The 24,139-nt window shown below is 42.5% G+C and carries 22 protein-coding genes; 11 read left to right on the top strand and 11 right to left on the bottom strand.

The features are described 5' to 3' along the window. Window positions 1-8 precede the first annotated feature (8 nt). Together MuYL_RS10070 and MuYL_RS10065 are read right to left on the bottom strand one after the other, a co-directional pair. Complete coding sequence (locus MuYL_RS10070) at window positions 9-665, bottom strand: 3-oxoacid CoA-transferase subunit B (RefSeq protein WP_094570441.1); 657 nt, start codon at window positions 663-665, stop codon at window positions 9-11. 203 nt (window positions 666-868) lie between these two features. Continuing rightward, window positions 869-1,567, bottom strand: a complete 699-nt coding sequence (locus MuYL_RS10065; protein ID WP_094570440.1) for a CoA transferase subunit A — start codon at window positions 1,565-1,567, stop codon at window positions 869-871. 180 nt (window positions 1,568-1,747) lie between these two features. Between MuYL_RS10065 and MuYL_RS10060 the strand changes: the two genes are divergently transcribed. After that, complete coding sequence (locus tag MuYL_RS10060; RefSeq protein ID WP_094570439.1) at window positions 1,748-2,326, top strand: hypothetical protein; 579 nt, start codon at window positions 1,748-1,750, stop codon at window positions 2,324-2,326. Window positions 2,327-2,378: 52 nt separating this feature from the next. Here the strand turns inward: MuYL_RS10060 and MuYL_RS10055 are convergent, their stop codons facing one another. The 3 genes from MuYL_RS10055 to MuYL_RS10045 all read right to left on the bottom strand — a co-directional run bounded on the left by MuYL_RS10055 (window position 2,379) and on the right by MuYL_RS10045 (window position 6,304). Next, entirely contained in the window at window positions 2,379-3,455 is a 1,077-nt protein-coding gene (locus MuYL_RS10055; protein WP_094570438.1) for an SGNH/GDSL hydrolase family protein, read from the bottom strand. 90 nt (window positions 3,456-3,545) lie between these two features. Further along, window positions 3,546-5,903, bottom strand: a complete 2,358-nt coding sequence (locus MuYL_RS10050) for an endonuclease MutS2 (protein WP_094570437.1) — start codon at window positions 5,901-5,903, stop codon at window positions 3,546-3,548. Next, a complete protein-coding gene (locus MuYL_RS10045; RefSeq protein ID WP_094570436.1) occupies window positions 5,903-6,304 on the bottom strand; it encodes a DUF4296 domain-containing protein in 402 nt (133 codons plus the stop codon). The genes MuYL_RS10050 and MuYL_RS10045 overlap by 1 nt, the downstream gene beginning before the upstream one ends. Before the next feature lie 43 nt (window positions 6,305-6,347). On the opposite strand from MuYL_RS10045, the gene MuYL_RS10040 reads away from it, so the two are divergent. The 7 genes from MuYL_RS10040 (at window position 6,348) to MuYL_RS10010 (ending at window position 13,933) form a co-directional block, all read left to right on the top strand. Continuing rightward, window positions 6,348-7,037, top strand: a complete 690-nt coding sequence (locus MuYL_RS10040; RefSeq protein WP_094570435.1) for a YggS family pyridoxal phosphate-dependent enzyme — start codon at window positions 6,348-6,350, stop codon at window positions 7,035-7,037. Between the two features lie 53 nt (window positions 7,038-7,090). Further along, window positions 7,091-7,564: a GNAT family N-acetyltransferase gene (locus tag MuYL_RS10035; protein ID WP_094570434.1), complete on the top strand. Its 474-nt coding sequence runs from the start codon at window positions 7,091-7,093 to the stop codon at window positions 7,562-7,564. A gap of 3 nt (window positions 7,565-7,567) precedes the next feature. Further along, a complete protein-coding gene (locus MuYL_RS10030) occupies window positions 7,568-8,368 on the top strand; it encodes a DUF3298 and DUF4163 domain-containing protein (protein WP_094570433.1) in 801 nt (266 codons plus the stop codon). Next, window positions 8,368-9,624, top strand: a complete 1,257-nt coding sequence (locus MuYL_RS10025; RefSeq protein WP_094570432.1) for an aspartate kinase — start codon at window positions 8,368-8,370, stop codon at window positions 9,622-9,624. Before MuYL_RS10030 ends, MuYL_RS10025 begins: the two co-directional genes overlap by 1 nt. A gap of 202 nt (window positions 9,625-9,826) precedes the next feature. Beyond that, on the top strand, window positions 9,827-12,460 hold the full coding sequence (locus MuYL_RS10020) for a carboxypeptidase-like regulatory domain-containing protein (protein WP_245845832.1): 2,634 nt from the start codon (window positions 9,827-9,829) through the stop codon (window positions 12,458-12,460). A gap of 32 nt (window positions 12,461-12,492) precedes the next feature. Further along, window positions 12,493-12,921 carry a VOC family protein gene (locus tag MuYL_RS10015; protein WP_094570430.1) on the top strand — a complete coding sequence of 143 codons (429 nt, stop codon included), beginning with the start codon at window positions 12,493-12,495 and terminating at the stop codon, window positions 12,919-12,921. A 133-nt stretch (window positions 12,922-13,054) separates the two neighbouring features. After that, on the top strand, window positions 13,055-13,933 hold the full coding sequence (locus MuYL_RS10010; protein ID WP_157740738.1) for a diiron oxygenase: 879 nt from the start codon (window positions 13,055-13,057) through the stop codon (window positions 13,931-13,933). Window positions 13,934-13,974: 41 nt separating this feature from the next. Here the strand turns inward: MuYL_RS10010 and eutC are convergent, their stop codons facing one another. The 3 genes from eutC to eat are packed head-to-tail and all read right to left on the bottom strand — an operon-like array spanning window position 13,975 to window position 17,489. After that, on the bottom strand, window positions 13,975-14,724 hold the full coding sequence (gene eutC, locus MuYL_RS10005) for an ethanolamine ammonia-lyase subunit EutC (RefSeq protein WP_094570428.1): 750 nt from the start codon (window positions 14,722-14,724) through the stop codon (window positions 13,975-13,977). Next, entirely contained in the window at window positions 14,721-16,097 is a 1,377-nt protein-coding gene (locus MuYL_RS10000; RefSeq protein ID WP_094570427.1) for an ethanolamine ammonia-lyase subunit EutB, read from the bottom strand. Before MuYL_RS10000 ends, eutC begins: the two co-directional genes overlap by 4 nt. A gap of 57 nt (window positions 16,098-16,154) precedes the next feature. Beyond that, entirely contained in the window at window positions 16,155-17,489 is a 1,335-nt protein-coding gene (gene eat, locus MuYL_RS09995; protein ID WP_094570426.1) for an ethanolamine permease, read from the bottom strand. A gap of 202 nt (window positions 17,490-17,691) precedes the next feature. Here eat and MuYL_RS09990 point away from each other — a divergent pair, with 202 nt between their 5' ends. Continuing rightward, complete coding sequence (locus MuYL_RS09990) at window positions 17,692-17,970, top strand: hypothetical protein (RefSeq protein ID WP_094570425.1); 279 nt, start codon at window positions 17,692-17,694, stop codon at window positions 17,968-17,970. Window positions 17,971-17,992: 22 nt separating this feature from the next. Next, the gene (locus MuYL_RS09985) at window positions 17,993-18,340 is read left to right on the top strand and encodes a hypothetical protein (RefSeq protein ID WP_157740737.1); all 348 of its coding nucleotides are present in this window, start codon (window positions 17,993-17,995) and stop codon (window positions 18,338-18,340) included. Between the two features lie 88 nt (window positions 18,341-18,428). On the opposite strand, the gene MuYL_RS09980 is transcribed toward MuYL_RS09985, so the two are convergent. After that, on the bottom strand, window positions 18,429-19,358 hold the full coding sequence (locus MuYL_RS09980) for a sugar phosphate isomerase/epimerase family protein (protein ID WP_094570423.1): 930 nt from the start codon (window positions 19,356-19,358) through the stop codon (window positions 18,429-18,431). Window positions 19,359-19,556: 198 nt separating this feature from the next. Between MuYL_RS09980 and MuYL_RS09975 the strand changes: the two genes are divergently transcribed. Continuing rightward, window positions 19,557-20,396: a DNA/RNA non-specific endonuclease gene (locus tag MuYL_RS09975; RefSeq protein WP_094570422.1), complete on the top strand. Its 840-nt coding sequence runs from the start codon at window positions 19,557-19,559 to the stop codon at window positions 20,394-20,396. 25 nt (window positions 20,397-20,421) lie between these two features. Here the strand turns inward: MuYL_RS09975 and MuYL_RS09970 are convergent, their stop codons facing one another. Further along, a complete protein-coding gene (locus MuYL_RS09970) occupies window positions 20,422-23,013 on the bottom strand; it encodes an MGH1-like glycoside hydrolase domain-containing protein (protein WP_094570421.1) in 2,592 nt (863 codons plus the stop codon). A gap of 32 nt (window positions 23,014-23,045) precedes the next feature. Continuing rightward, a complete protein-coding gene (locus MuYL_RS09965; protein ID WP_094570420.1) occupies window positions 23,046-24,116 on the bottom strand; it encodes a dipeptidase in 1,071 nt (356 codons plus the stop codon). Between the last annotated feature and the right edge of the window lie 23 nt (window positions 24,117-24,139).

Below are 24,139 nucleotides of genomic sequence, written 5' to 3'. Positions count from 1 at the left end.
ACCATGTACTAAATAATCATCTCCGGCACATCTCCCTCAATAATCAATTTCCCGGCTGTTGCTTTTATAATTTCTTCAACACTAACACCGGGTGCGCGCTCCAGTAATTTAAACCCGCCTTCGGGTAATACATCAAGTACTGCCAGTTCGGTTACTATTTTTTTAACGCAATTAACACCGGTTAACGGCAATGTACACCGGGGTAACAGTTTTGATTCCCCTGCTTTGTTTACGTGCTGCATGGCTACAATTATATTTTCTGCCGATGCTACCAGATCCATCGCACCGCCCATGCCTTTAACCATTTTACCCGGGATCTTCCAGTTGGCGATGTCGCCGTTCTCAGACACTTCCATAGCGCCCAATATGGTGAGATTTACTTTTTTAGCCCTGATCATTCCAAAGCTCATAGCCGAATCAAAAATAGCTGAGCCGGGAAGCATGGTAATAGTTTGTTTACCTGCATTGATGACATCGGCATCCTCCTCTCCCTCAAAAGGAAAAGGCCCCATGCCCAGCAATCCATTTTCAGACTGCAGCACCACATCAATATTAGCAGGTATATAGTTGGCTACCAGTGTAGGGATCCCTATGCCCAGGTTTACATAATAACCGTCTTTTATTTCTTTAGCAATTCGTTTTGCTATTCCTTCTTTGTCTAACATTATATTGATTTGAAAATTTGGTAAAACGTCACGTCATTGCGAGGAACGAAGCAACCTCTCCAAAGGACGATCACGGACCGGTATGCTGGTGGCACCTTACAGCCGCAGCTCGGTTGCCACATAGTTTTTACTCCTTTATATGTATAGTTCAGCGTTTGCTTCATACCAGGCTGCAAACAGTCTGGCTCGCAATGACGCCTAGTTTATTGTCGCTTCCTAACAGTCCTTTGTTCGATGCGCTTCTCATAGTTCACTCCCTGGAATATCCTATGAACATATATCCCTGGCGTATGAACATGGTCCGGATCAATTTCTCCGGGTTCAACCAGTTCCTCAACCTCAGCAATAGTAATTTTTCCGGCTGTGGCCATAACCGCGTTAAAGTTACGGGCAGTAGCGCGGTACACCAGGTTGCCCATGGTGTCGCCTTTCCAGGCTTTCACTATTGCAAAGTCGGCTTCAAAAGCCATTTCCATTAAATAGTCTTTCCCGTTAAAATTCCGCACTTCTTTGCCTATGGCTACTTCTGTTCCGATACCCGCCGGCGTAAAAATTGCAGGCATCCCATAGCCGGCGGCCATGCACCGGGTTGCCAAAGTACCCTGGGGGATCAATTCAACTTCCAGTTCACCGCTTAATAATTGCCGCTCAAACTCAGCGTTTTCACCTACGTAGGATGAGATCATCTTTTTCACCTGGTGCTGCTTCAGCATCAGCCCAATGCCGAAATCGTCAACGCCGGCATTGTTGGAGATACAGGTTAGGTCTTTTACACCTTTTTTCACTAATGCTGCTATACAATTTTCGGGCAATCCGCTCATGCCAAATCCGCCTATCATTAAGGTCATACCGTCCGTAATGTCGCGGATCGCTTCATCTGCATCCTTAACCGTTTTGTTCATATTTTATAATTGGTATGGCAAAGTTAATTCTTTTTGACCGATGGTTTCGGGCTTATCTCCCGCATCGCGGAAATTATTTATGAAGAGGGGCAGTCCATAAAAATACCCTATCAACCAAAAAATAAAAAAAACAATAGGGCACCTCCGGGCGTAATTATTAACAGATCAATGAACTAAACTATGGAATTTGATAAAAACAAGCATTTGGATGATTGGGATGATCATTCAGGCAGTAAGGCTGACAAGCCAAACGCATGGCGGGTTGAGGACGACAAAAACCTTAATGAAAAGAACCTGGAAAGAAATCTTTACGGCAAAAGCGAAAGTAATATGAAACCCGTAAAAGAAGGACAGGCAATGGGCGGGCATAGCCTTGGCAAAAACAACAATACCCCCGCCGGCGACGACAAAAATAACCCATCGCAAAATGCTGGTTATACCAACGCCTATTTTGCACGCACCGAACCGGCTGAGGAGCACCCCGAAAACAATAACTTTAAAGTTAAAAATCAGGAAGGGTCGCCAGATTATACCAAAGCGCAACCCTACGCCAACTGGAACAGCGAATCACCAAAACCTGCCCGGCCGGAAGAACGCGGCGACGGCGAGAATGACCGGCCGCACGAAGAAAGCGGCTACCAGGAGGGCACTGCCGATAACGAAAATGAGCCCAACATAGCCGGACCAAATGAAGTACCTGACCAACAAAAGGTTGGGGAAGATATTGACGCAGATGATATTGAACACACCGAAACGTAGCTAAAGCACGAAAGAAAGATTTAATTTTAATAGTGTTTTCAGGGCTTGCATTTTACCAGGAAACGGTTTTATCGATAAATACGATCAGATCATTGGCCATGGCTTGCTGTTCTTTGGCGCTGGGGTGCCCGTTGGTATTTTTATAGGGTATAAAATGAGTAGCTATGCGCTTATCATTCAGCCCTGCCACGGCTTTGTCAATATAGCCCGGCCAGGCAGAGCCGGCTTTGGTGGCATCCATGCTCCCTAAAATGCATACTATCTGAGCTTTTGGATATTTAGACCTTACACTTTTAAGGAAGCTTTGATAAGCGCCAATTATAAATTCCGGCTTTGGGGGCATAGTGCCAAATTTTGCTTTAAACTGTTCATTACCCGGCATATTTACCAGCCAAGAATCATTTTGAAATAAGTTAACGATAACCAGGTCAGGCGTGTATTTCGAAAAATCCCATTTGCTGTTGGGATCGGTAGCATCCAGCCGCCCATACATTTCAGACATTACCAGCGGGAACCAGCTGATGGTTATGCCTATGCCACTTTTTGAAGTGTTATAAAATTCTGCGTTATAATGGCGGGCAGTTAAAGCCGCATAACTGATATAACCATTTTCATAAGCACTGGTGCCCCTGTCTTGCCCTGTTGTATCCTCATCGGCATATCCACAGCTTATCGAATCGCCAAAATATTCAATTTTATGTTTCTGGCGCCTGGGGGCAGGTAAAATTTTGTCGCCTTTATTAAACTTAAACTGGTAGAACCAGGTTTTTCCCATTGCCCATTCTGTGCGTTTGAAAAGCTCAAGGGTATGTTTTCCCGCCGGTAACCCCGCAGCAAGCACGTAGTCTTTTTTTGCAGCCTCCGGATGCAGTTTACCAATCACTTTTCCATCAACAATAATATTATAGTTGTTATCAGCGCGCTCATCTTTTAAAGTGGCGCTTACACCCGTCCCTGTAAAGTTGATTTTTATAGAATTCGCAGACCATGAAAGTTCGGCTGCTGAATCGCGCATAGCAATTCTGCCTGAATAACGGATATGCGGATCATTGAATTTAATAACCGGTTGTGCAACACAGTTAATGCTTATTAAAATTGCAGTTAACGAAATCCAAAATTTAGTCTTCATATTTTAAAATCAGGTATGCATAAAATCCGCTCAGCTGCGAAGCTTCCTTAACGCTTTGATAAAACGACCATCCAATAAAAAGTCCGGTTTTTATTTCAAATATACATAAGTAATGCCATCCCCGCCTCTGTCCAGGTGCTCATCTTCCATCCGGTCAACCTGCTCATATTTTTTCAGATATTGCCTGATCATTTTGCGCAATATGCCATCGCCTTTGCCATGAATAATCTTTAAGTTACCAAAACCCATCATTACGGCACGATCAAACAGCCGTTCAATATTATTAAGTGCATCTTCCGTCCGCTGCCCGCGCACGTCAATTTCCGGGCTGAAGGAAGCCATATCATTGGTTTGACTATAACTTTTCCTGATTTCTTTTGGTACTGATGATTTGGATACTTTCATCACCCGTTTCTTTTTGGCAACGGTGCGCAAATCGCCAATGGCAATTACCACGTTATCTTTTATTACTTCTATAACCTGGCCCGTGGTTTCGCTGTCCGTAAGTTTAACCCAATCGCCCGGCTTTAATTCCTCATCAGCAACCGTTGTTTTTACCACAACAGGTTTAACCGTATTTTTTTGGAGTTCTGTATTTAAATTTTCACGTAGCGTACGGGTTGTCTCCTTATCGGCATTACTGCTTTTAATTTCTGAGATGGTATTTTCTACCAGCTTATTAGCATTCAGGATGATATTCTTCGCCTGGTCTTTAGCTTCCCTGATCAGTGTTTTCTTATTTTCGTCAAGATAACTCTTTAGTTTTTCATTTTCAGCCAACAGCACATTCACGTGCCTTTGTTGCTTTTCAAGTTTTATCCGGGTGTCCAGGATTTCTTTTTTCTCCCGCTCCAGGTCAACCAATAACGTATCCACCTTTTTTTGCCCTGCACTAACTTTATTTTTGGCGAGGTTAAGTACATTTTGGGGCAAGCCTATCTTTTGCGCTATCTCAAATGCGTACGAACTGCCGGGTTTTCCAACTTCAAGCATGTACAGCGGTTTCATCTCAACGTTATTGAACAACATCGAGGCATTCTCTATTCCCTCCGTATGGCTTGCAAATATTTTAAGGTTTGAGTAGTGGGTAGTAACCATCCCCTTCACCTTTTTGTGATTTAACGACTCCAATACGGCCTCGGCAATAGGCCCGCCAAATTGAGGATCTGTTCCGGTTCCAAATTCGTCAATCAGGATCAGCGTTTTGCCGTTAGCCTGCTCTACAAAATTTTTCATTTTTGAAAGATGAGCACTATAGGTGCTCAGGTCGCTTTCAATAGATTGATCATCGCCGATATCCACAAAAAGCTGCTTAAAAACACCGGTAACACTCCCTTCGGCGGCCGAGATCAATAAGCCTGCCTGCACCATCATTTGCAGCAGCCCTACGGTTTTCATACAAACAGATTTACCACCCGCATTTGGCCCCGACACTACAATTATCCGTGTGCCCTCATCAATCCGGACATTTAATGGAACAACTGTTTTACCTTCCTTCTTGAAATTCAAAAGTAAAAGGGGATGGCGGGCGTTGCTCAATTTTAGTGTGGCATCATTCACCACTTCGGGCATATTGCCCTCTATATCTATCGCAAAAAGTGCCTTGGCCCTAACAAAATCAAGTTTTGTTAAAAGGCCGTGGTAAGAAAGTAATAGCGGAACATAAGGCCTGAGTTCATCCGTTAAAGCCGTTAAGATCTTGATTATTTCCCGCCGGCGTTCAAATTCCAGGTCGCGAATTTTGTTATTTAAGGTAAACACCTCCTCTGGCTCCATATAAACGGTCTGGCCGGAAGCTGATTCGTCATGAATAAAACCTTTCAGCTTGCGTTTATTTTCTGCCAGCAAAGGGATACACAAACGCCCGTCGCGAATGGTTAATGAACCGTCTGCGGTCCAGCCGTTACCGGAGGCACTCTTAAATATCACATCAATTTTCTTGCGGGCCTCCTGCTCTGCCTTTGCAATTCCGGACGTAATGTCCTGTAAGTCGCGCGAGGCATTGGGCCTTATTTTCCCTTTTTGATCAATAACCAGGTCTATTTTTTTAAGGATGGCTTTTTCAATTGGAAGGTGTTCAAACAGGGCCTCCAGGTTGGGATATTGCCCTTCGCGCTCGTTAAAATAACCAATTACCGCAAAAACGGTGGTTAGCGATGCCCGCACCTGGTAAAACTCTTCTTCGCTTAAAAAAGCGCCTTCTATTTTCGCCTTGTTGGCCAGTGATTTTATATCAAAAAAATGATGAATAGGTAATGGCGCGTCATTCTCCAAAATATTTTTAAACTCATTCGCCTGGTAAAGAAACTTGCGGATCTGATCGTAATTATTCATTACCTGGATCTTATCGACCATTTGCCGGCCCATTTCACTCAGGCAATGTGCTTTTATCAGTTCTTTTACCTCGGTAAAACCAAGTTTATCAGTACTATTACTCGGGTAAAGCATTATTCTATATTAGGTTTATTCTGTTGTTTTATCCTGTTCAATGAGTCGGCTTTATGCTGAACCTTCACCAAAGAATCATTTTTTTGTTTCAGATTGATTAGAATCTGGTCATACATTTTTTGAAGCTCAACGGGTTGCCTGGCATAATACTTAAAGCTCTTCGTAAATTGAGCAGAATCGGTATGGTATCTTTTAAAAAGCGCATCGTACCTGCTGGTGCCATACTTATTAAGGCTATCCTGTGATTGGAACAGACCATACATCCGGCCGTCAATAAGATGAACTTCGGTGAGTAGCCTGGTCATCTGTTTATTGTTTATAACCCCATCAGGAGCATTGCTGCCCTTACATGAAAATAAAAAAAGGGATACTGAAAAAAACAAGGTTATATATTTATGCATTCTGTAATTTAGCGGCGTATTAATTAAGCAAATTTACGGATAAATGAGCATAGCAGAGAACATCAAAAGCTTAAAAAAAGAAACTGAACTTATACATGTAAGCCTGATTGCGGTATCAAAAACAAAACCTGTTGAAGATGTGCTGGAAGCTTACCATACAGGACAACGCTTATTTGGTGAAAATATGGTGCAGGAGCTGGTAGAAAAGTATGAACAGTTGCCAAAAGATATCCAGTGGCATTTGATAGGGCACCTGCAGAGCAATAAAGTTAAATATATTGCCCCCTTTGTGAGCATGATCCAGTCTGTGGATAGCTTAAAGTTACTGCAGGAGATAAATAAGCATGCCGAAAAAAACAACCGCATTATTGATTGCCTGCTGCAGGTTTATATTGCAGATGAGGACACAAAATTTGGGCTGGGTTTTGACGAGGTGATAGAGCTGCTGCGATCAGAAGAATTCGCCAAACTCGGGCACATCAAAATCCGCGGTTTGATGGGCATTGCCACCAATACCGATAATGAGAAACAAGTAAAGGACGAATACTACGAATTGAAAACTTTTTTTGATGGCATAAAGCAAAGTTTTTTCCGCAAAGACGATGCTTTTGACACCCTTTCAATGGGCATGTCGGCCGATTATAAAATAGCTGTGGAACAGGGAAGCAATATGGTAAGGCTGGGCAGCACTATTTTTGGCAAACGTATTATTAAGCACTGGAAGAACAATTAGAGGTTCCAAATTATTAAATCATATCGAACTTACTATAAAGCAACAATAGCATAATGACAGATCAGGTCAACATAAGAATAGCAAAAAAAGAAGATTGCCCCCGTTTAATGGAACTGGTAAATGAACTGGCCCTGTACGAAAAGGCGCCGGAAGAAGTGACCGTTACTTTACAGGAGTTTGAAGAGGCCGGGTTTGGCCAAAAACCGGTTTGGAAAGCCTTTGTTGCCGAAGTAAATGATTTAATAGTTGGTTTTGCCGTTTATTACATCCGCTATTCAACCTGGAAAGGCAACAGGATGTATCTTGAAGACCTGATAGTAACCGAGAGCATGCGCGGCAAAAAAGTAGGAAAGCTGCTTTTTAACAGGTTAATTAATGAAGCAAAAGAAATGGGTTTTAATGGAATGTCGTGGCAGGTGCTCGACTGGAACGAACCTGCCATCAATTTCTATAACAAATATGAAGCAAGCATTGAAGCGGGATGGCTTAATGCATCCTTATCAAAAGAACAGCTTTTAAATTATTGAGGTATGAGAACAGGTTATTTAGCAATTTGTTTATTAACCGTGCTGATAAGTTCATGCATGTGGGGTAAACCCGGCAAAAAGGTGCCTGACATAAACAGAGATACTTTAGCTTACAAATACACCGCGTTTAAACAACGCGCTGCCGATTGCGGCAATAAGGCGGACAGCGATTGTACTGTAGCAAAATTTAATTACCCCGATTTTAAAGGCCAAAAAGCTTTAAACGACACTATTGCCGGCAAGCTGCTTAATATGTTTCAGCTTGGTGAAAAGCCTGACACCAGCCTTGCTACGCTGACTAAAAACTTTATGACGGACTACATAAGTTCAAAACGCGGTGACGGTTCGTCAATGTTTTACGCACTTGATGTTAACGTAAAGGTGCTGAGGCAAGATTCAAGCCTTACCACGCTGGAAACAAACGGCTATGTCTTTACCGGCGGCGCACATCCTTCGTCATACACCGGCTTTATAAACTGGAATACAAAAGCTGATAAAAGCATAACATTAACAGACCTTTTTACCCCCGGCAACATCAGCAAGCTTGAAGCAGTTGCAGAACGAATTTTCCGCAAAAACGAAAAACTAAGTGATACAGCCTCACTCGCCGATAATTACTTTTTCAAGGACAATAAATTCGCTTTAAACAGCAATTTCTCTGTAACACCAACCGGGCTCAGGTTTTTATACAACCAATACGAAATAAAGCCCTATGCAGCAGGTACTACAGAACTTGTTATACCCTACACACAAATCAAATCACTGCTTCGGCCAAATTCGGTTGTTGCCCAATATATTAAATAATGCTTGTTTTTAAATTCGGTGGTGCATCAGTAAAAGATGCCGGGGGCATAGTTAACCTTGTCAACGTGGTTAAAAAGTATGATGGAAACCAGCTGTTAATAGTGGTTTCGGCAATGGGTAAAACTACCAATGCGCTTGAAAAGCTCACCCGGGCGTATGTTGACCGGGATGAAGAGGTCCATGCTATTTTTGATGAAATAAAAAAATATCATTATGAAATTATCGAGCAGCTGTTTGAACCATCTGATTCGGTATTTGATGACGTGGCCAATACGTTTGTAGAGATTGATTGGGTAATTGAAGAAGAACCACACGATGATTATGATTTTATTTATGACCAGATGGTGTCTATCGGAGAACTGGTATCCACGCGAATTGTGAACGCTTACCTGAATAAGGCAGGCATTAAAAGTCAGTGGCTTGACGTCCGCGGGTACATCCATACCGATAATACCTATCGCGAAGGTGTGGTACAATGGGATAAAACAAGGGCTGCGATCAGTTCAGAAATCCCGGCCCTATTGCAAAAAGGACATGTAGTAACACAAGGCTTTTTGGGCGGAACATCCGAAAATTTCACCACTACCTTAGGTCGGGAAGGATCTGATTATACCGCATCTATATTTGCTTCATGCCTTGGAGCCGAGTCGGTAACCACATGGAAGGACGTACCGGGAGTGCTGAATGCTGATCCTAAATTCTTTAAGGATACCCTTAAATTTGATGAGCTGTCCTATTCAGAAGCTATTGAAATGACCTATTACGGCGCTACGGTAATCCACCCTAAAACTATAAAACCGCTTCAAAACGCTAAAATACCTTTACTGGTAAAGTCGTTTACAAATCCGGACCAACCCGGCACTGTAATAAAGGAAAATGGTCGAAACGAATTTTTAAAACCTGTAATTATCCTTAAACATAACCAGGTTTTGGTTTCCCTGTCAGCTAAAGATTATTCCTTTATTTCTGAAAACCATTTAAGCGACATTTTCGGAATGTTTGCAGCGAGCCATGCAAAGGTGAACATGATGCAAACATCCGCGCTGAGCTTTAGTGTTTGCATTGACCTTAATGAAGATCGCTTCAAAAAACTACTGCATTTATTAGGTAAGGATTTCAACGTAAAATATAATGAGGGTTTAACCTTAATTACAGTAAGGCATTACTCAGACAAATGGCTAAACGAGCTAAAAACAGGTAAAACCATATTGATGGAGCAACTTAGCCGCAACACCATACAAATGGTAGTTAAGTAACATTGCTGTTTAAAACTGTAAAAATATGTTAAACCCGGCGGCATTTTATCGTATTTAAATACCAATGGGCTATATTTAGCCCTTGCATCAGGCTTAATCTAATTTCATGAGATTTATCAGGACTTTTCTTTTACTATCGTTATTTGTTCCATTCTTTTATTTGACCGCTGCCGCGCAGGATATATCAGTATTAAATAAAATAATGACGAAAACCGCTAAGCTCTATGAGGCAATGCCTATAGAACGCGTTTATCTTCATTTTGATAAACCTTATTATGCATTAGGCGATACCATTTGGTTTAAGGCCTATCTTACAATGGACAATCACCAGCCGTCTGCAATAAGCAAAATAATTTATGTTGATGTATTAACTGCTAAAGACTCGCTGGTACAATCATTAAAGCTCCCTGTTAAAAATGGCGTTGGCTGGGGCGATGTTTCACTGTCGCAATTCGCTTATAAGAAGGGGAATTATAGAGTAGTAGCCTATACTAACTGGATGAACAACTTTGGTTCATCGTATTTTTTCAATAAAAGCATTACCATTGGCGATGCTATAAACAACAACCTGTCGACCCAGATCTCTTTAAAAAGGGCCATGGTAAACAAATTCACAAAAGTTTCTGCCGGAATTTACTACAAAGATGATGAAGGCAAACCGTACAGCGATAAGAGAGTGACCTGGACAGTTGAAAAAGACTATGATGAGCTTATAAAAGGTAAAGGAACAACAGATAAAAACGGATTTATTGATATTAGCTTCACCAACACCAAAAACATAGGTTTAGATTCTGCTGCCTTAATTACGGTTATTGACCGCGGTGAAAGAAGGCAGGGCACCAGTAAATTTTCGTTAAAATCTGTTTCACAGCCTAACGATATACAATTTTTCCCTGAAGGCGGCCAATTAATAAGCGGAATCCCTTCAAAAGTAGCGTTTAAAGCCTTAAAGCCGGATGGCCTCGGAATTGATGTAAAAGGCACCATTATTGATAACACCAACAAGGTTGTAGCGGAGTTCTCTTCGTCACATTTAGGAATGGGTGTTTTTCAAATAACACCCGAAGATGGTAAAACATACTCAGCCAAAGTAACTTTTGCTGATGGCACAACGGCAGCCCCTGATATGCCAAAAGTACTTTCTGATGCTACTACCATTAATATAGAGAATACTGATCCGGAAAATTTAAAGATAAAACTACTATCAGATCCTGCATTTGTAAAAGAAAATGAGGGCAAAACCTTTTTTATCCTTGCAAAATCAGGCGGGGTTATTGCATTTGCGGCTCAAACCAAATTACAAAACCAGGTTTACATCGCCTCGGTGTCAAAGAGTAAATTTCCTACGGGTATTGTACAGGTAACCCTTTTTGCTGATGACGGAGAACCCTTGAGTGAGCGCATTGCTTTTGTGATGCATAAAGACCAGCTTAACCTTTCCATAGCCAGCGATCATCCCTCTTACACCACCAGGCAAAAAGTTAAGCTTAGTGTAGTAGCCAAAAATAATGACAAGCCGGTCGAAGGTAATTTTTCGGTAACGGTAATTGACGACACAAAAGTGCCGGTTGATGAAAATTCAGAAACCACCATTCTTACTTACCTGCTATTAACGGCAGATATAACTGGTTATATTGAAAAGCCAAACTACTACTTTAATAACCAGGATGAAAAAAAGCTCGCAGATCTTGACATATTATTGCAAACACAGGGTTACAGGCGCTTTTCGTACGATGGGATAATGAATGACAAATACCCGCCGATAAGCTTTCTTCCGGAACAGGGAATAACGCTTACCGGAACATTGAGAGCATTTAACGGGATGGCAGTCCCGAATGGCAATATAAGTTTAAAGATAAAGGATAAGAATTATTCAGCGAATACTGTCACTGATGCCGATGGCCGTTTCAGATTTTCAAATCTTGTATTTTCAGATTCTACGCAGGTTTTCGTAAGCGCCCGCAATAATCCGCGTGCCAGTGACCTGGTATTAAGTGTTGATGGCGACCCCTACCAAAAAATTGCCGTAAACCCTGCCCAGGCTGATGAAATAATGAATATCGACAGCGCATTGAGCCCGTATTTAAAAAACAGCAAAATACAGGCTAATAGCTCGCATATTTTAAAAGAGGTGGTTATCAAGGATACGCGGATTAAAAAAACTGTTACTCACAAAGATTACAGTAGTTTATCCAGCTTAAGCCAGGAACCCGATCATTTGATAACGCCTAATATGCTGGAAGGCTGCAACAACCTTTTAAATTGTCTTAAAGTTGCAGCAAGCGGTATGATTTTCGAAAATTATAACTTTTATGTTATGCGCGATTATAACGCCGGAAAAAGAGTGCCGGCGCAGGTATTTGTAAAAGGAATGCCGGTTGACGTAAGCTACCTGGAGAACATGACTGCTGATGGCGTAGAATCTATTGAAGTATTTTTAAAGGATGAACTTGGCCTGGTAAATAGCGCCTACAATTCAAATGGTGCAATTGTGGTTAACATGAAAAAAGCACCTGAAGGCCAAAAAATAAGCCTCGCCCAATTAAGGGACATGATACCCGCTAAAAACGAATTGACTATTTCGCCAAGAGGCTACATCGTAAAAAAATCATTTTATTTACCGCGTTATAGCGGCCCCAGGGCACAACAAACTAACCAGATTGACACGAGGAGTACAATTTACTGGAACCCAAATATTGTAACAGACCCGGTAACAGGAACGGTTTCGTTTGAGTTTTTCAACGCTGACGGAACAGGCACCTATCGCGCGATAGTTGAGGGTATTGATAAAGATGGCAACCTGGGCAGGCAATTATTCAGGTACACGGTGAAATAAAGCTGATAGGATTAGATTAGTCAACCAAAAAGATGAGCAAACTAACCCCGTTTCATGTAGCGGTACCTGTTTATGACCTTGAAGAGTCAAAAAAGTTTTACCGCGAAGTTTTAGGCTGCAGCGAAGGCCGCAGTTCTGATCATTGGACAGATTTCAACCTTTATGGTCACCAGTTTGTGATCCATTTAAAACCACGCCCTGCTGAAAAATTACAGCTGCATTTTAACCCGGTTGACGGGCACGATGTTCCGGTACCGCATTATGGTGTTGTTTTGGAATGGGACGAATGGCACAAGCTGGAAAAAAGGCTGAGAAGCCATCATATAAAATTTGTAATTGAGCCTTACATCCGTTTTAAAGGTCTGCCCGGCGAACAGGCAACACTTTTTTTTCTTGACCCTTCAGGCAATGCCCTTGAGTTTAAATCGTTTAAAGATTTTGGTCAGTTATTTGCGGTATAGGCAACCGGTTACCGATATTTACGGTACACTTTAGTAAAGACAAGATTCAAGAAGCCGGGAAGAAAAAAAGCGCTGCCAATCCTTCTCTCCTGGCTTCCAAATGTTGTTGTCCGCTGATCTTACAAAGGAAACTATGGATGTAAAAGAAGTTGAACGCCTGATAAAAATCAGCAAGGAACGCCCGCTGATGCCGGAGACGTATATTCCGTGGCACCTGGAACCTGCTGCCGAAGACGTTTTTTTGCCGGAGATATTAACCTCTTTACAGGGGCTGGAAATTTACCACACGCTTACCCCTGTCCAAAAATTAGAACTTGGCAGGCACGAATTAGTACAGGTAATTGCATCTTATGCCTGGGGCGAATGCCTTTTTTGTCTTTTTATGACGCGGCACATTCTTACCCTCCCGCTTGATCATATTGAACACCGCTTTTTGTTACGGGAATTAATAGAGGAGTTCAGGCACCAGGAAATGTTTGGGCAGGCCATAGCCAAATTGGGCGGAAACCCCATAAAGCAATCCGGAATGCATAAGTTTTTTGGCGAGTTCAGTAATAAATACCTGCCCGCCGATTACTTATTTATGGGCAGCGTATCTGTTGAACTGGTTACCGATGTGTATGGCAATTATGCGCGCCGTTCCCCCAACATTTACCCCGTATTAAAAAAGATGTTCGACCTGCATAATATTGAGGAGGGCCGTCATATCCTTTTTACCAAAAGCCTGTTAAAAGAATACGCTGCAAAGGCTGGTTACATAAAACGCACCGCCTACAGCTTTGTGATCCTGTTCAATATCCTTTTTGTACGCACCATGTACGTAAAGAAGGAGATCTTTGAACGGATAGGGCTTGAAAACCCGGACCATGCTTATAAACTTGCACGGGCTAATTTCAAAAAGAAGTTCAGCGAAAATTGCCTGAAGGATATTATTGCTTTTGTTGACAGCTGGAAAGGCTTTAACCGCTTAACCCGCTGGGCATGGCGAAGCGTATTAGGCGCCAATGTTTAAAATGAAGATTAGCTTCAAGCTATTGAACTATTATTGATCTGTTAACTTAACAGCCCCGCGTTGTCTTTCAAATTAACACCTGATATTTTTCTTTTAAACGCCTCATTAATCAGGTAAAAGATCTTACCAGCTGCCTGTTTGTAGTTCAAACCGCCCTTCCTGATGTTTGAAATACAATTACGTGATTCGTCTGTTAAGCCAGGCTTTGGATCATAGGTAAGGTATGCACCCATACTGTCTGCCGAGCTTAAGCCGGGCCTTTCCCCTATCAGCAATACGGATAACTTAGCATTTAAGCCGTGCCCTATATCATCACCAATAGCAACCCTGGCCTGCTCAACCAGGCAAAGCGGGGCAACACTAATTTTGGCGGCATCCAACATGGGGATCAATAACTTGAGCAAGCCGGGTGCATTTTCATTTACGGCAGTTGCCGAAAGCCCGTCTGCTATAATAATTGCAACCCCGAAGCTTGTTATCGGTTCAGTAAACTGTTCCTTTGATTCTTCGCTGAGCTTTCTGCCGAGATCCGGGCGCTTAAGGAATTTTTGCCTGCTTGTGGCCTGGCTATGTAAATGCAATACGGGTAACCGGAACGGGTGAAATTTTTGTGTCAATCCTTCTATGTCCAATACAGAGTAAACCGCATCCCTTGCATGGGCATGCGCCAGCTTAAACTCCATCGACTGCTTTAAAGGTATACTGTTTCCCACCCGGCCAATGGCTATCCTGGCCGCCGTAAATTCACGCAACAACGCTAAAGGATCATTGATTAATTCTTCGTCGCTCATATCAAACCTGACAATAGTTTATGCGATGTATTTAATGGCAGTAAGCCCCCCTCACCATTATAAATTCCCTGTTTTATCAGCCATTTTTCAAATTCCGGCGCGGGTTTCAATCCCAGCGTATTTCTTAAATACAAAGCATCGTGAAACGAGGTGGACTGATAATTCAACATAATATCATCGGAACCGGGAATGCCCATTATAAAATTGCACCCGGCCACGCCTAACAGCGTAAGCAGGTTATCCATATCATCCTGGTCGGCCTCGGCATGGTTGGTATAACAAACATCCACCCCCATTGGCAATCCAAGCAGCTTGCCGCAAAAATGATCCTCCAAAGCCGCCCTTATAATCTGCTTGCCATCATATAAATACTCAGGCCCTATAAACCCAACTACCGTATTGACCAACAGCGGCTTATACTTTCGGGCAATAGCATACGCCCGCGCCTCACAGGTTTGCTGATCCACACCATGGTTCGCATTTGCAGAAAGTGCACTCCCCTGCCCGGTTTCAAAATACATTACATTTTGACCTACAGTCCCGCGGTCTAGTGATAATGTCGCGTGGAAAGCCTCATCAATTAACGCAAGGTTTACCCCAAAACTGGTATTCGTTTTTTCGGTGCCGCCGATTGACTGGAAACACAGGTCAACAGGGGCTCCCTTATTAACCAGGTCGATAGTAGTGGTGATATGACTTAATACACAGGATTGTGTGGGGATATCAAATTGCTGCCGCAAAGCATCTATCAGGTTCAACAGGTTTAAAACTGCAGCCGGGCTGTCTGTAGCCGGGTTAATACCTATGCACGCATCACCGCTGCCATAAAGCAAACCATCAATAATGCTGGCGGCAACACCTTTTGGGTCGTCAGTGGGGTGATTAGGCTGCAAACGGGTTGAAAAACAACCCTTTTGCCCAATAGTGTTACGGAATTTTGTAATAACCTCGCATTTTTTGGCCACTGCTATCAAATCCTGGTTCCGCATCAGCTTTGACACTGCTGCCGCCATCTCCGGCGTAATACCACCTTCAATAGCCTTTAAAATAGCTGTGTCTGTTTCATTGCTGAGTAACCAATCTCTGAACTCTCCTACCGTAAAGCTGCTTATCGCGCTAAACGATTCAGCATCATGATTGTCAATGATCAATCTTGTTATCTCATCCGCTTCATACGCTATGATCGCCTCGTTTAAAAATACTTTTAAAGGGACATCGGCAAGGGCTATTTGCGCGGCAACCCGCTCCTCGTAACTATCAGCACATACACCAGCCAGTACATCGCCGGTGCGGTATGGCGAAGCTTTGGCAAGTAAAATTTTCAGGTTATCAAACCTGTAAACTTTGTTTCTTATGGTGAAATGATAGGACACGCTTTATAATTTAATTTAGATTTGAAGGGTTAACACTATTACAAGTGCCTGCGTTATTTATTTGGCAGGCGAGATCATAAATTCCTCCACCAGCTTTAACTTATGTTTTCCCATTAATATGAATATCAAAACTGCTATAGCCAGCCCTCCAAAAAATATCAGGCTTAGCTTTGCATAAAACCAAATCATGGTAACCAATACAATTGCCGAGATAGCAAGAGCAATTGCCGGAAAAACAGGAAAAAATGGTGCTACAAAAGGCCGCTCCAGTTTGGGTTCCTTTTTGCGCAGTATAAACAGGCTTATCATACTCATCATATACATTACAATTGCACCCATTACCGAAATTATTACCACATCACCGGTGGTGCCGGTGTAAAGGGCTATAAAGCTGATAAAGCCCCCTGCTATGATAGCCCGGTGAGGCGTTTTAAATTTATGATTTATTGCCGATAGCCAGCCGGGCAAATATCCACTTCGGGCCATTGCAAATACCTGCCTTGACGAAGCAAGTATAGTTCCGTGAAAAGAAGCTATAAGGCCAAACAACCCAATACTTGCAAATATTTTGGTGAGGCTGCTTGCTTTACCCAGTACAATACTGATGGCTTCGGGTAAAGGGTAGTCAAGTTCACTCAGCTTACGCCAATCGGTAATACCGCCTGTGAATATCATTACTCCGAAGGCTAAAAATATTAAAGTTGCCAAACCGGAGATATAACCCCTCGGTATATTCCGTTTAGGATCTTTTACTTCCTCAGCAACCATTGCAACCCCCTCAATGGCAAGATAAAACCAAACGGCGTAGGGCAATGCCGGAAAAATACCCGTCCAGCCTGACGGCATTGGGTGATTTAAAAAGTTGGCGGCCTTAAAATGGGGAGCAACTATACCCAGGTAAATCAATAACTCGGCCACTGCAAGCAGGGTAATGATCAACGAAAACATCGCCGACTCCTTAACGCCTAAAATATTTATGATGATAAAAACCACGTTAAAAAAAAGTGCCGAATATAACACCGGGATCTCCGGATTCAAAAAATGAAGATATGCGCCAAGACCAAATGCTATTGCGGGCGTGGCAAACAGAAAATCTATCAGCGTAGCATAACCCGCCACAAGCCCGCCAAAAGGGCCCAATGCCCTATATGCATAAGCAAATGCGCCGCCTGCATGCGGAATGGATGTGGTTAATTCTGTGTAGCTAAAAATAAAGGTTATGTACATAACCGTAACAACCACCGAAGCGATAAAAAAACCAATTGTGCCTGCATATTTCCAGCCCAGGTTCCATCCAAAATATTCTCCCGAAATAACTAAACTTACGGCAATGGCCCAAAGGTGAATTGGTTTTAATACTCTTTTTAATTGTTCTTTTTGGGTAGCTGTCATTTAAATAAGGGAGTGTTTTTATGCCGCCTTAAAATAGTAAATGCCTGTGTTATTTCAAAATGACTAATGTTATGTGTTTGTTAGGTAAATATGGCAGAAAAGGCAGTAAACTTAACAGTAACTAAATGTAAAATTATTAAAACACCTTTACCTTTATAGTGTTGAGTTATTAGAAAATAACACGTAATTTTACAACAACACTATGCTACTTATTAATATTTCAGCCAACAGCAGTTCAAACCTCAATTTCTCCAGCTTTGAGGAATTTGGTTTACCGGCACCTCCTAACGGAGTTGAAGCTGAGATAAATAATGATGTTATATTAAAGTTTGATGATGAAGAACAGGCTATAATTTATGCAGCGCAGTTGGAAAACTTATCTAACGATTTGCATGATAAACAGTCGCCACAATATATTGCTTTGAGCGATATTATTATGGCAATCCGAAATGATGACTTTATACAGAGTTACGAACGATAAACCAGGCACTAAAACAAACATTATGCTACGTATCAAATTTTCCACCGCCCCTAACAAATTAACCTCTGCTGATTTTAAATATTATCATCTGCCCATTCCATCAAAAGGGATTAAGGAAAAAAGAAATAGCGAGACCGAATTAATATTTGATAATGAATTTGAAGCTGTTGTATATGCTGATCAGCTTGAAGAAATTGTGACAACAGTAAGCAAAACATCCCCGTTACGAAATACGCTGAGAGATTTGGCTACCACTATCCGTAATGATGATTCGATCAGGAATTACCTGGAGTACTCAACCATTTATCAGTGGCTTAAAAACAAAGTAAGCAGCATCAGGTCTGTTATAAAACCGTCACCTATTTCATAGTACAGCAACAAAACAAACTGATTGCGACAATGATATTAACTATAAAAGCCGCCGGGAATTCCCCGGCGGCTTTTACTTTATTACCGGTTTATGCCTTCAGCGTACCGGAAATATAGCCATAGCTGCTTTTTATGCTTGCAAAAGCATCTTTAGGATTGTCGTGCTCCACAAAAAAGTGCTGCATTCCTGATGATGCGCTATTGGCAAAAATCCTTTTAAAATCAATGGTGCCACTGCCAACAGGTAATATATTAGTATGGGTAGCATCAAGGTCCTTAACATGCCATAAAGGGAACCGGCCCGGGTGGTCTTTAAACAATTTAACCGGATCCTGTCCACCTTTTACTGCCCAGGCCAGGTCAAGCTCCATTTTTACATTTTGGGCATCGGTTTCTGTAAGCAATAAATGATAAGGCACTTTTCCGTCAATTGCCTTAAATTCCATGTCATGATTGTGATAAGCAAAATGCAATCCTGCCTTTTTCGCAGCTTCGCCGGTTTTGTTCAATATTTCAATAGACGACTTTATTTCTTCAAGGGTGCTTGTTGGCGCGTTAGCACAAACAAGATATTGTACGCCACCTTCGGCAGCTTCATCAACCAGTTGCTGCATATTATCCCTGAGGTTCATCATCGGCGGTATCACCATAGGCTTACCATCCGCACCTAACGGCATTTTATATCCCTTTGGCAATTTAAATGGCGCACCTAAAACATGGTGTGATTTCCACGACATACCAAGGTCATTAACCATTGCCTTAAATCCTGCCGGTTTCATACCGTAATAGCCGCCTTTTTTACTAAAAGCCGATTCCATTTCCTTATAGCCTACTGAAGCTATTTTGGTTAATGTTCCTTTTACATCTTCATCAATTATTCCGAAAAAAGTAAAAAGCTGTAAGCCCACCGGATGCGGGGCCATATTTGATAAAAAAGAGCTGGCTTTTCCGGATAAAGCCATGCCGCCAAGTATCAGCGTGCCTGTACTTTGCAAAAACTTGCGCCTGTTGTAGTTCATGTTTAATTGGTAATTTAGTTTACGTGGTTTAAGTAAAACTAATTTAATAAAATTGAATAAAAAAATTATTGTGTCAGTTTAACACATTAAAATTTAGTTTTCTTTAGCTATCGGCTATAATTTACTTTTCCTGCCCCGCACTTCGTTAAAAACGGCTATATTCCGGCCTTAAAATTTAAACTTTTGCACTTGATACAAATGCGTAATAGTCGCTTACTTAAAAACCTCTTAGCCTTTTTTATATTAACAGCAATTGGCTGTAAGCAGCATGAACCACAGCAAACCGATGATAATAATATGGCGCTGGGCAACCCAAGTAATGCCAGCAGGAGCCTGTTGAACCCGGACAATTACCTGATTGACCATAAATATTATATTGAAAGCTATAACAGGGATAAAGGCGAACCAAACTGGGTAAGCTGGCACTTATGCAGCAAAGATATCGGCACCACAGACCGACTGGACAATTTCAGGCCTGACGAAACGCTGCCTGATGGCTGGTATGAAGCTGATAACACAAGTTACCGTAAATCGGGGTTTGACAAGGGCCATAATTGCCCAAGCGGCGACCGTACGAGCAGCGTAGATGCAAATTCCGCTACGTTTTTAATGGACAACATTGTTCCGCAGGCCCCCAATAATAACCAGCACACCTGGGAACACTTAGAAAGCTATTGCAGGAACAAGGTAAAAAGAGGCAATGAAGTGTACATTATTATGGGATGTTACGGCACCGGCGGCACCGGCCGAAAAGGCTTTGCTACCGCCATTGATCGCGGGCGCATAAACGTACCCGCGCACATCTGGAAAGTTGTTGTGGTTTTGCCCGACGGGAATGATGACTTAGGCCGGATTGATGAAAACACCCAGGTGATAGCCATTGATACCCCTAATGATAATAACCTCTCGAACAACTGGATGAACTATACCTGCACCGTTAAAAGTATAGAAGCAGCTACCGGTTATAATTTGTTAGCAGCCTTGCCACAAAATATCCAGGATGTTTTGGAAAATAAAAAGTTTACAGGAGGCAACTAACCATTCTTAAAAAATGGTTTATTCACTACATACAAACCGCTATTAACCCCGTCCACCCGGTTTGATGGGAAGCTCCGAGTCCGCGGCCTGTGTCGCCATCAAAATATTCATGAAATAAAATATAATCTTTAAATTCAGGATCATGCTGCATTTTGTTGCAATCGCCAAATACAGGTCTTTTCCCTTCTTCATTTCTTAAAAACAAGCCCGATACCCTGCTGTAAAGTTCATTTGCTACCTGTTGCAGGTTCATAAAATTCCCCGAATTGGTTGGGCACTCTATTTTAAAATCATCGCCGTAGTAAAGGAAGAATTTGTGAAGGGCCTCTATCAGCAAATAATTTATGGGCACCCAGATAGGGCCACGCCAGTTACTGTTACCCCCAAACAGCCCGCTATCACTTTCGGCAGGCGTGTATTTTATACTGAATTCCATACCATCTATCATAACCTGGTAAGGATGATCCAAATGATACCTTGATACCGACCTGATACCGTATTTACTTAAGAACTCATTTTCATCCAATAAATATTTAAGTAACGATTTCATACGATAGCCACGCAGTAAACTCACCAAGTGCTTTCCGGGGGCTTTAGTTTCGTTCCAGCGTGAAACCAGCGATGCCAGATCAGGCCGGTTTTCAGAAAACCACTTCATCCGGTTGCTGAATATGGGGTTGTTGGTGATGTCGTTCTCGTCCAGCAGTTCGGCAGCTATTAAGGGTATTAAGCCAACAATGCTCCGGATTTTCATTTTTTGCGTATTGTTATCGGGCAAGCGCAACTGATCGTAAAAAAAGCCATCCGTATCGTCCCAAAGACCCTCGTTATTATCGCCGATATTTGAAATAGCGCCCGCTATGTATATAAAATGCTCAAAAAACTTACTGGCAATATCATTGTACGCTTTATTGCTTTCGGCAAGCTCGGCTGCAATACGCAATAAGTTTAATGAATATATCGCCATCCAGCTTGTTCCGTCAGCCTGCTCGAGGTGTTCGCCCATTGGCAGGGTTGCATTCCTGTCAAAAACACCAATATTATCCAGCCCTAAAAATCCTCCCTCAAAAATATTATTTCCTGATTCGTCCTTCCTGTTTACCCACCACGTAAAGTTCAGCATCAACTTGTGGAAGATTCTCTCTAAAAAGAACGCATCCCCCTTGCCATCGTTTGCCGCTTTGTCCTGCTGGTATATTTTCCAGGTAACCATTGCATGCACGGGCGGGTTAGCATCGTTAAAATCCCATTCGTAAGCAGGCAGCTGGCCGTTCGGATGCATGTACCAGTCTTTTATAAGCAAACTGAGCTGATTCTTCGCAAACACCATATCTACTTTTGCAAGCGGAATACAGTGAAAAGCCAAATCCCAGGCCGCAAACCATGGGTATTCCCATTTGTCGGGCATCGAAATAATATCCCTGGTATTAAAATGGGTCCACTTGCTATTTCGTGAATTTATGCGCCTGGCGGGTGGTTTGGGTTCTGCCGGATCGCCGTGCAGCCAGTGATTGATATCGTAGTAGTAAAACTGTTTGTTCCAGAGCATTCCGGCAAGCGCCTGCCGCTGCACCATCATTTTATCAATATCAGTTTGACCCTTACTCAAGTCCGCATAGAAAGCATCGGCTTCCTGTTTCCTGGCAGCAAATAGCTTATCAAAATCACCAAACCCGTTACTTGCGTTTTGCGATAACCTTAAACGCAGCGTAACACTTTGTTTTGCAGGAACATTTATATCAAAATTTACCGCTGCTTTTGTACCAATATTTTTAGGGTTTACGGTGTCGGCCCCATGAATAAGATGGTCATTTATGCCGTCCTTATGAAACTGCTTATCATCGCCGGTATTATATAATACCTGGTTATTGGTTTCATTATTGCAAAATAGCAAACCGGATGGCCCCTCTGCATTTAACCACATTTGCCCCAGGCTTTTATGGTAGATCTCTATAACGCCATGCGAATCGGCAGAAAGCTGTGGCTGATAATCATCATAACCCCAAGCCCATGTATTTCGAAACCAGATAGTTGGCAGTACATTTAAAGCGGCATCAGCGTTACCCCTGTTATGAACAGTTATTTTAATCAGCAGGTCTTGCTGCGTATTTTTGGCATACTCAATAAAAACATCAAAATAAGCATCCTGGTCAAACACACCTGTATCAATCAACTCAAACTCACGGTCGTTTCGGGTTCTCCGCTTATTTTCATCCACAAGCAGGTTATAGGGGTATTCCTGTTGCGGATATTTGTAAAGCATTTTTTGGTACGAATGGGTTGGTGTATTATCAAGGTAGTAATACAACTCCTTCACATCTTCGCCATGATTTCCTTCAGGATTACTTAACCCAAAATAGCGTTCCTTAATAATCGGATCTTTTTTATTCCATAAAGCTACAGCAAAGCAAAATAATTGTTCATTATCACAAATCCCCCCAATTCCCTCTTCTCCCCATCTATAGGTTTTGCTGCGGGCCATATCATGTGTAATATAGTTCCAGGCATCGCCATTGGCGCTATAATCCTCGCGTACCGTACCCCACTGCCGGTCGCTTACATACGGCCCCCATTTTTTCCATGACGCGTCTTTTAATCTCGCTTGTTCTGCATTCATATTGATGGGATAATTAAACCTATTATTTGATGTTATACCCAGGCGTTCCTTAAAAACCTGAGCCAATTGCCGTGCATCATATTTTCTACGTCGGCTTCGCTGTAGCCACGCTTTCTCAACAAATCCGGCACTTTTTGAAGATCTGCAATAGTTTCCAGGTCATACGGACACTGCTCGCGGCCAAATGCACCGTCAAGATCTGATCCGATCCCGACATGCAACGCGTTACCGGCAAGCTGGCAGATGTGATCAATATGATCCACCATCACCTCCAATCCGCAATTCATTTCTTTGGGGTATGATTTACCTTTTACCCAGCCCGGCACCATCATCCAGGCATCTAGCGCCGCTCCAATTACAGCACCGCGTTTTACCAGTTCTGTGATCTGTTCATCGCTATATTGCCTGTTATGGTTTACCAGGGCACGGCAATTGTTGTGGCTTGCCCAAACATGCCCGTTAAAATTATCCAGTGCTTCCCAAAAACTATCGTCGCATAAATGGGTGGCATCTAAAATTATATTCAGGCGGTCCATCTCCTTTAACAATTCATGCCCGGCCTGTCCCATAAAGCCGGTTGCATCTGTTCCCTGCGCATAGCGGCCGGGACCATAATGTGCAGGGCCCACAGCTCTAAGTCCGTAATCATAGGCTTTTTCCAGGTGTTTTAGGGTTACAATGGAGTCCGCACCCTCCAGGCTTAAAATATATCCTATGGGCTTAGCTTCATTGGGCTGGCCATTTTTCCACAGCGCAATATGGTTTTCAAGGCTTTCGAAATTATTTACCTGAACCATTTCACCGGCATCTTCCATCGCTTTGTACCAGGCCACTTGTCCCTGGGTTTGCGCCCATGCCTGTTCGGGCGAATGCCAGCCCGGTAAAGGATTACCGGGTGCAACATAACGGGCTATCTGCGTGCCCACTACCAGGCCAATATTACCCTTCCGCAATTCGGGCAGAGACACTACAGCATTCGCACGATCAGGCTTATCGGTCATTCCGGTTTCACGTTCATTAATTTCAGCAACAGGTTTTTGAAGGTCCCGGTTCCATTCAAGCGCGTTCATGCTTAAGTCTAAATGAGCATCAATGGTAAACATAAGTGTAGGTTGATGGTGTTATA

It is taken from the genome of Mucilaginibacter xinganensis, assembly GCF_002257585.1.
In the GTDB taxonomy this organism is placed as follows: Bacteria; Bacteroidota; Bacteroidia; order Sphingobacteriales; family Sphingobacteriaceae; genus Mucilaginibacter; species Mucilaginibacter xinganensis.
The sequence above is the reverse complement of the archived record's forward strand: the minus strand, read 5'-3'. Positions and strand labels throughout refer to the sequence as shown.

Excerpts from the sequence above, each read along its gene's own strand:
- eat (WP_094570426.1), bottom strand. The coding sequence starts at position 17,489 with ATGACAGCTACCCAAAAAGAACAATTAAAAAGAGTATTAAAACCAATT.
- MuYL_RS10050 (WP_094570437.1), bottom strand. The coding sequence starts at position 5,903 with ATGCTTTACCCGAGTAATAGTACTGATAAACTTGGTTTTACCGAGGTA.
- MuYL_RS09980 (WP_094570423.1), bottom strand. The coding sequence starts at position 19,358 with ATGAACTACAACAGGCGCAAGTTTTTGCAAAGTACAGGCACGCTGATA.
- MuYL_RS10070 (WP_094570441.1), bottom strand. The coding sequence starts at position 665 with ATGTTAGACAAAGAAGGAATAGCAAAACGAATTGCTAAAGAAATAAAA.
- MuYL_RS09965 (WP_094570420.1), bottom strand. The coding sequence starts at position 24,116 with ATGTTTACCATTGATGCTCATTTAGACTTAAGCATGAACGCGCTTGAA.
- MuYL_RS10065 (WP_094570440.1), bottom strand. The coding sequence starts at position 1,567 with ATGAACAAAACGGTTAAGGATGCAGATGAAGCGATCCGCGACATTACG.
- MuYL_RS09970 (WP_094570421.1), bottom strand. The coding sequence starts at position 23,013 with ATGAATGCAGAACAAGCGAGATTAAAAGACGCGTCATGGAAAAAATGG.
- MuYL_RS10040 (WP_094570435.1), top strand. The coding sequence starts at position 6,348 with ATGAGCATAGCAGAGAACATCAAAAGCTTAAAAAAAGAAACTGAACTT.
- eutC (WP_094570428.1), bottom strand. The coding sequence starts at position 14,724 with ATGAGCGACGAAGAATTAATCAATGATCCTTTAGCGTTGTTGCGTGAA.
- MuYL_RS10025 (WP_094570432.1), top strand. The coding sequence starts at position 8,368 with ATGCTTGTTTTTAAATTCGGTGGTGCATCAGTAAAAGATGCCGGGGGC.
- MuYL_RS10060 (WP_094570439.1), top strand. The coding sequence starts at position 1,748 with ATGGAATTTGATAAAAACAAGCATTTGGATGATTGGGATGATCATTCA.
- MuYL_RS09990 (WP_094570425.1), top strand. The coding sequence starts at position 17,692 with ATGCTACTTATTAATATTTCAGCCAACAGCAGTTCAAACCTCAATTTC.
- MuYL_RS09985 (WP_157740737.1), top strand. The coding sequence starts at position 17,993 with ATGCTACGTATCAAATTTTCCACCGCCCCTAACAAATTAACCTCTGCT.
- MuYL_RS09975 (WP_094570422.1), top strand. The coding sequence starts at position 19,557 with ATGCGTAATAGTCGCTTACTTAAAAACCTCTTAGCCTTTTTTATATTA.
- MuYL_RS10010 (WP_157740738.1), top strand. The coding sequence starts at position 13,055 with ATGGATGTAAAAGAAGTTGAACGCCTGATAAAAATCAGCAAGGAACGC.
- MuYL_RS10015 (WP_094570430.1), top strand. The coding sequence starts at position 12,493 with ATGAGCAAACTAACCCCGTTTCATGTAGCGGTACCTGTTTATGACCTT.
- MuYL_RS10030 (WP_094570433.1), top strand. The coding sequence starts at position 7,568 with ATGAGAACAGGTTATTTAGCAATTTGTTTATTAACCGTGCTGATAAGT.
- MuYL_RS10045 (WP_094570436.1), bottom strand. The coding sequence starts at position 6,304 with ATGCATAAATATATAACCTTGTTTTTTTCAGTATCCCTTTTTTTATTT.
- MuYL_RS10055 (WP_094570438.1), bottom strand. The coding sequence starts at position 3,455 with ATGAAGACTAAATTTTGGATTTCGTTAACTGCAATTTTAATAAGCATT.
- MuYL_RS10035 (WP_094570434.1), top strand. The coding sequence starts at position 7,091 with ATGACAGATCAGGTCAACATAAGAATAGCAAAAAAAGAAGATTGCCCC.
- MuYL_RS10020 (WP_245845832.1), top strand. The coding sequence starts at position 9,827 with ATGACGAAAACCGCTAAGCTCTATGAGGCAATGCCTATAGAACGCGTT.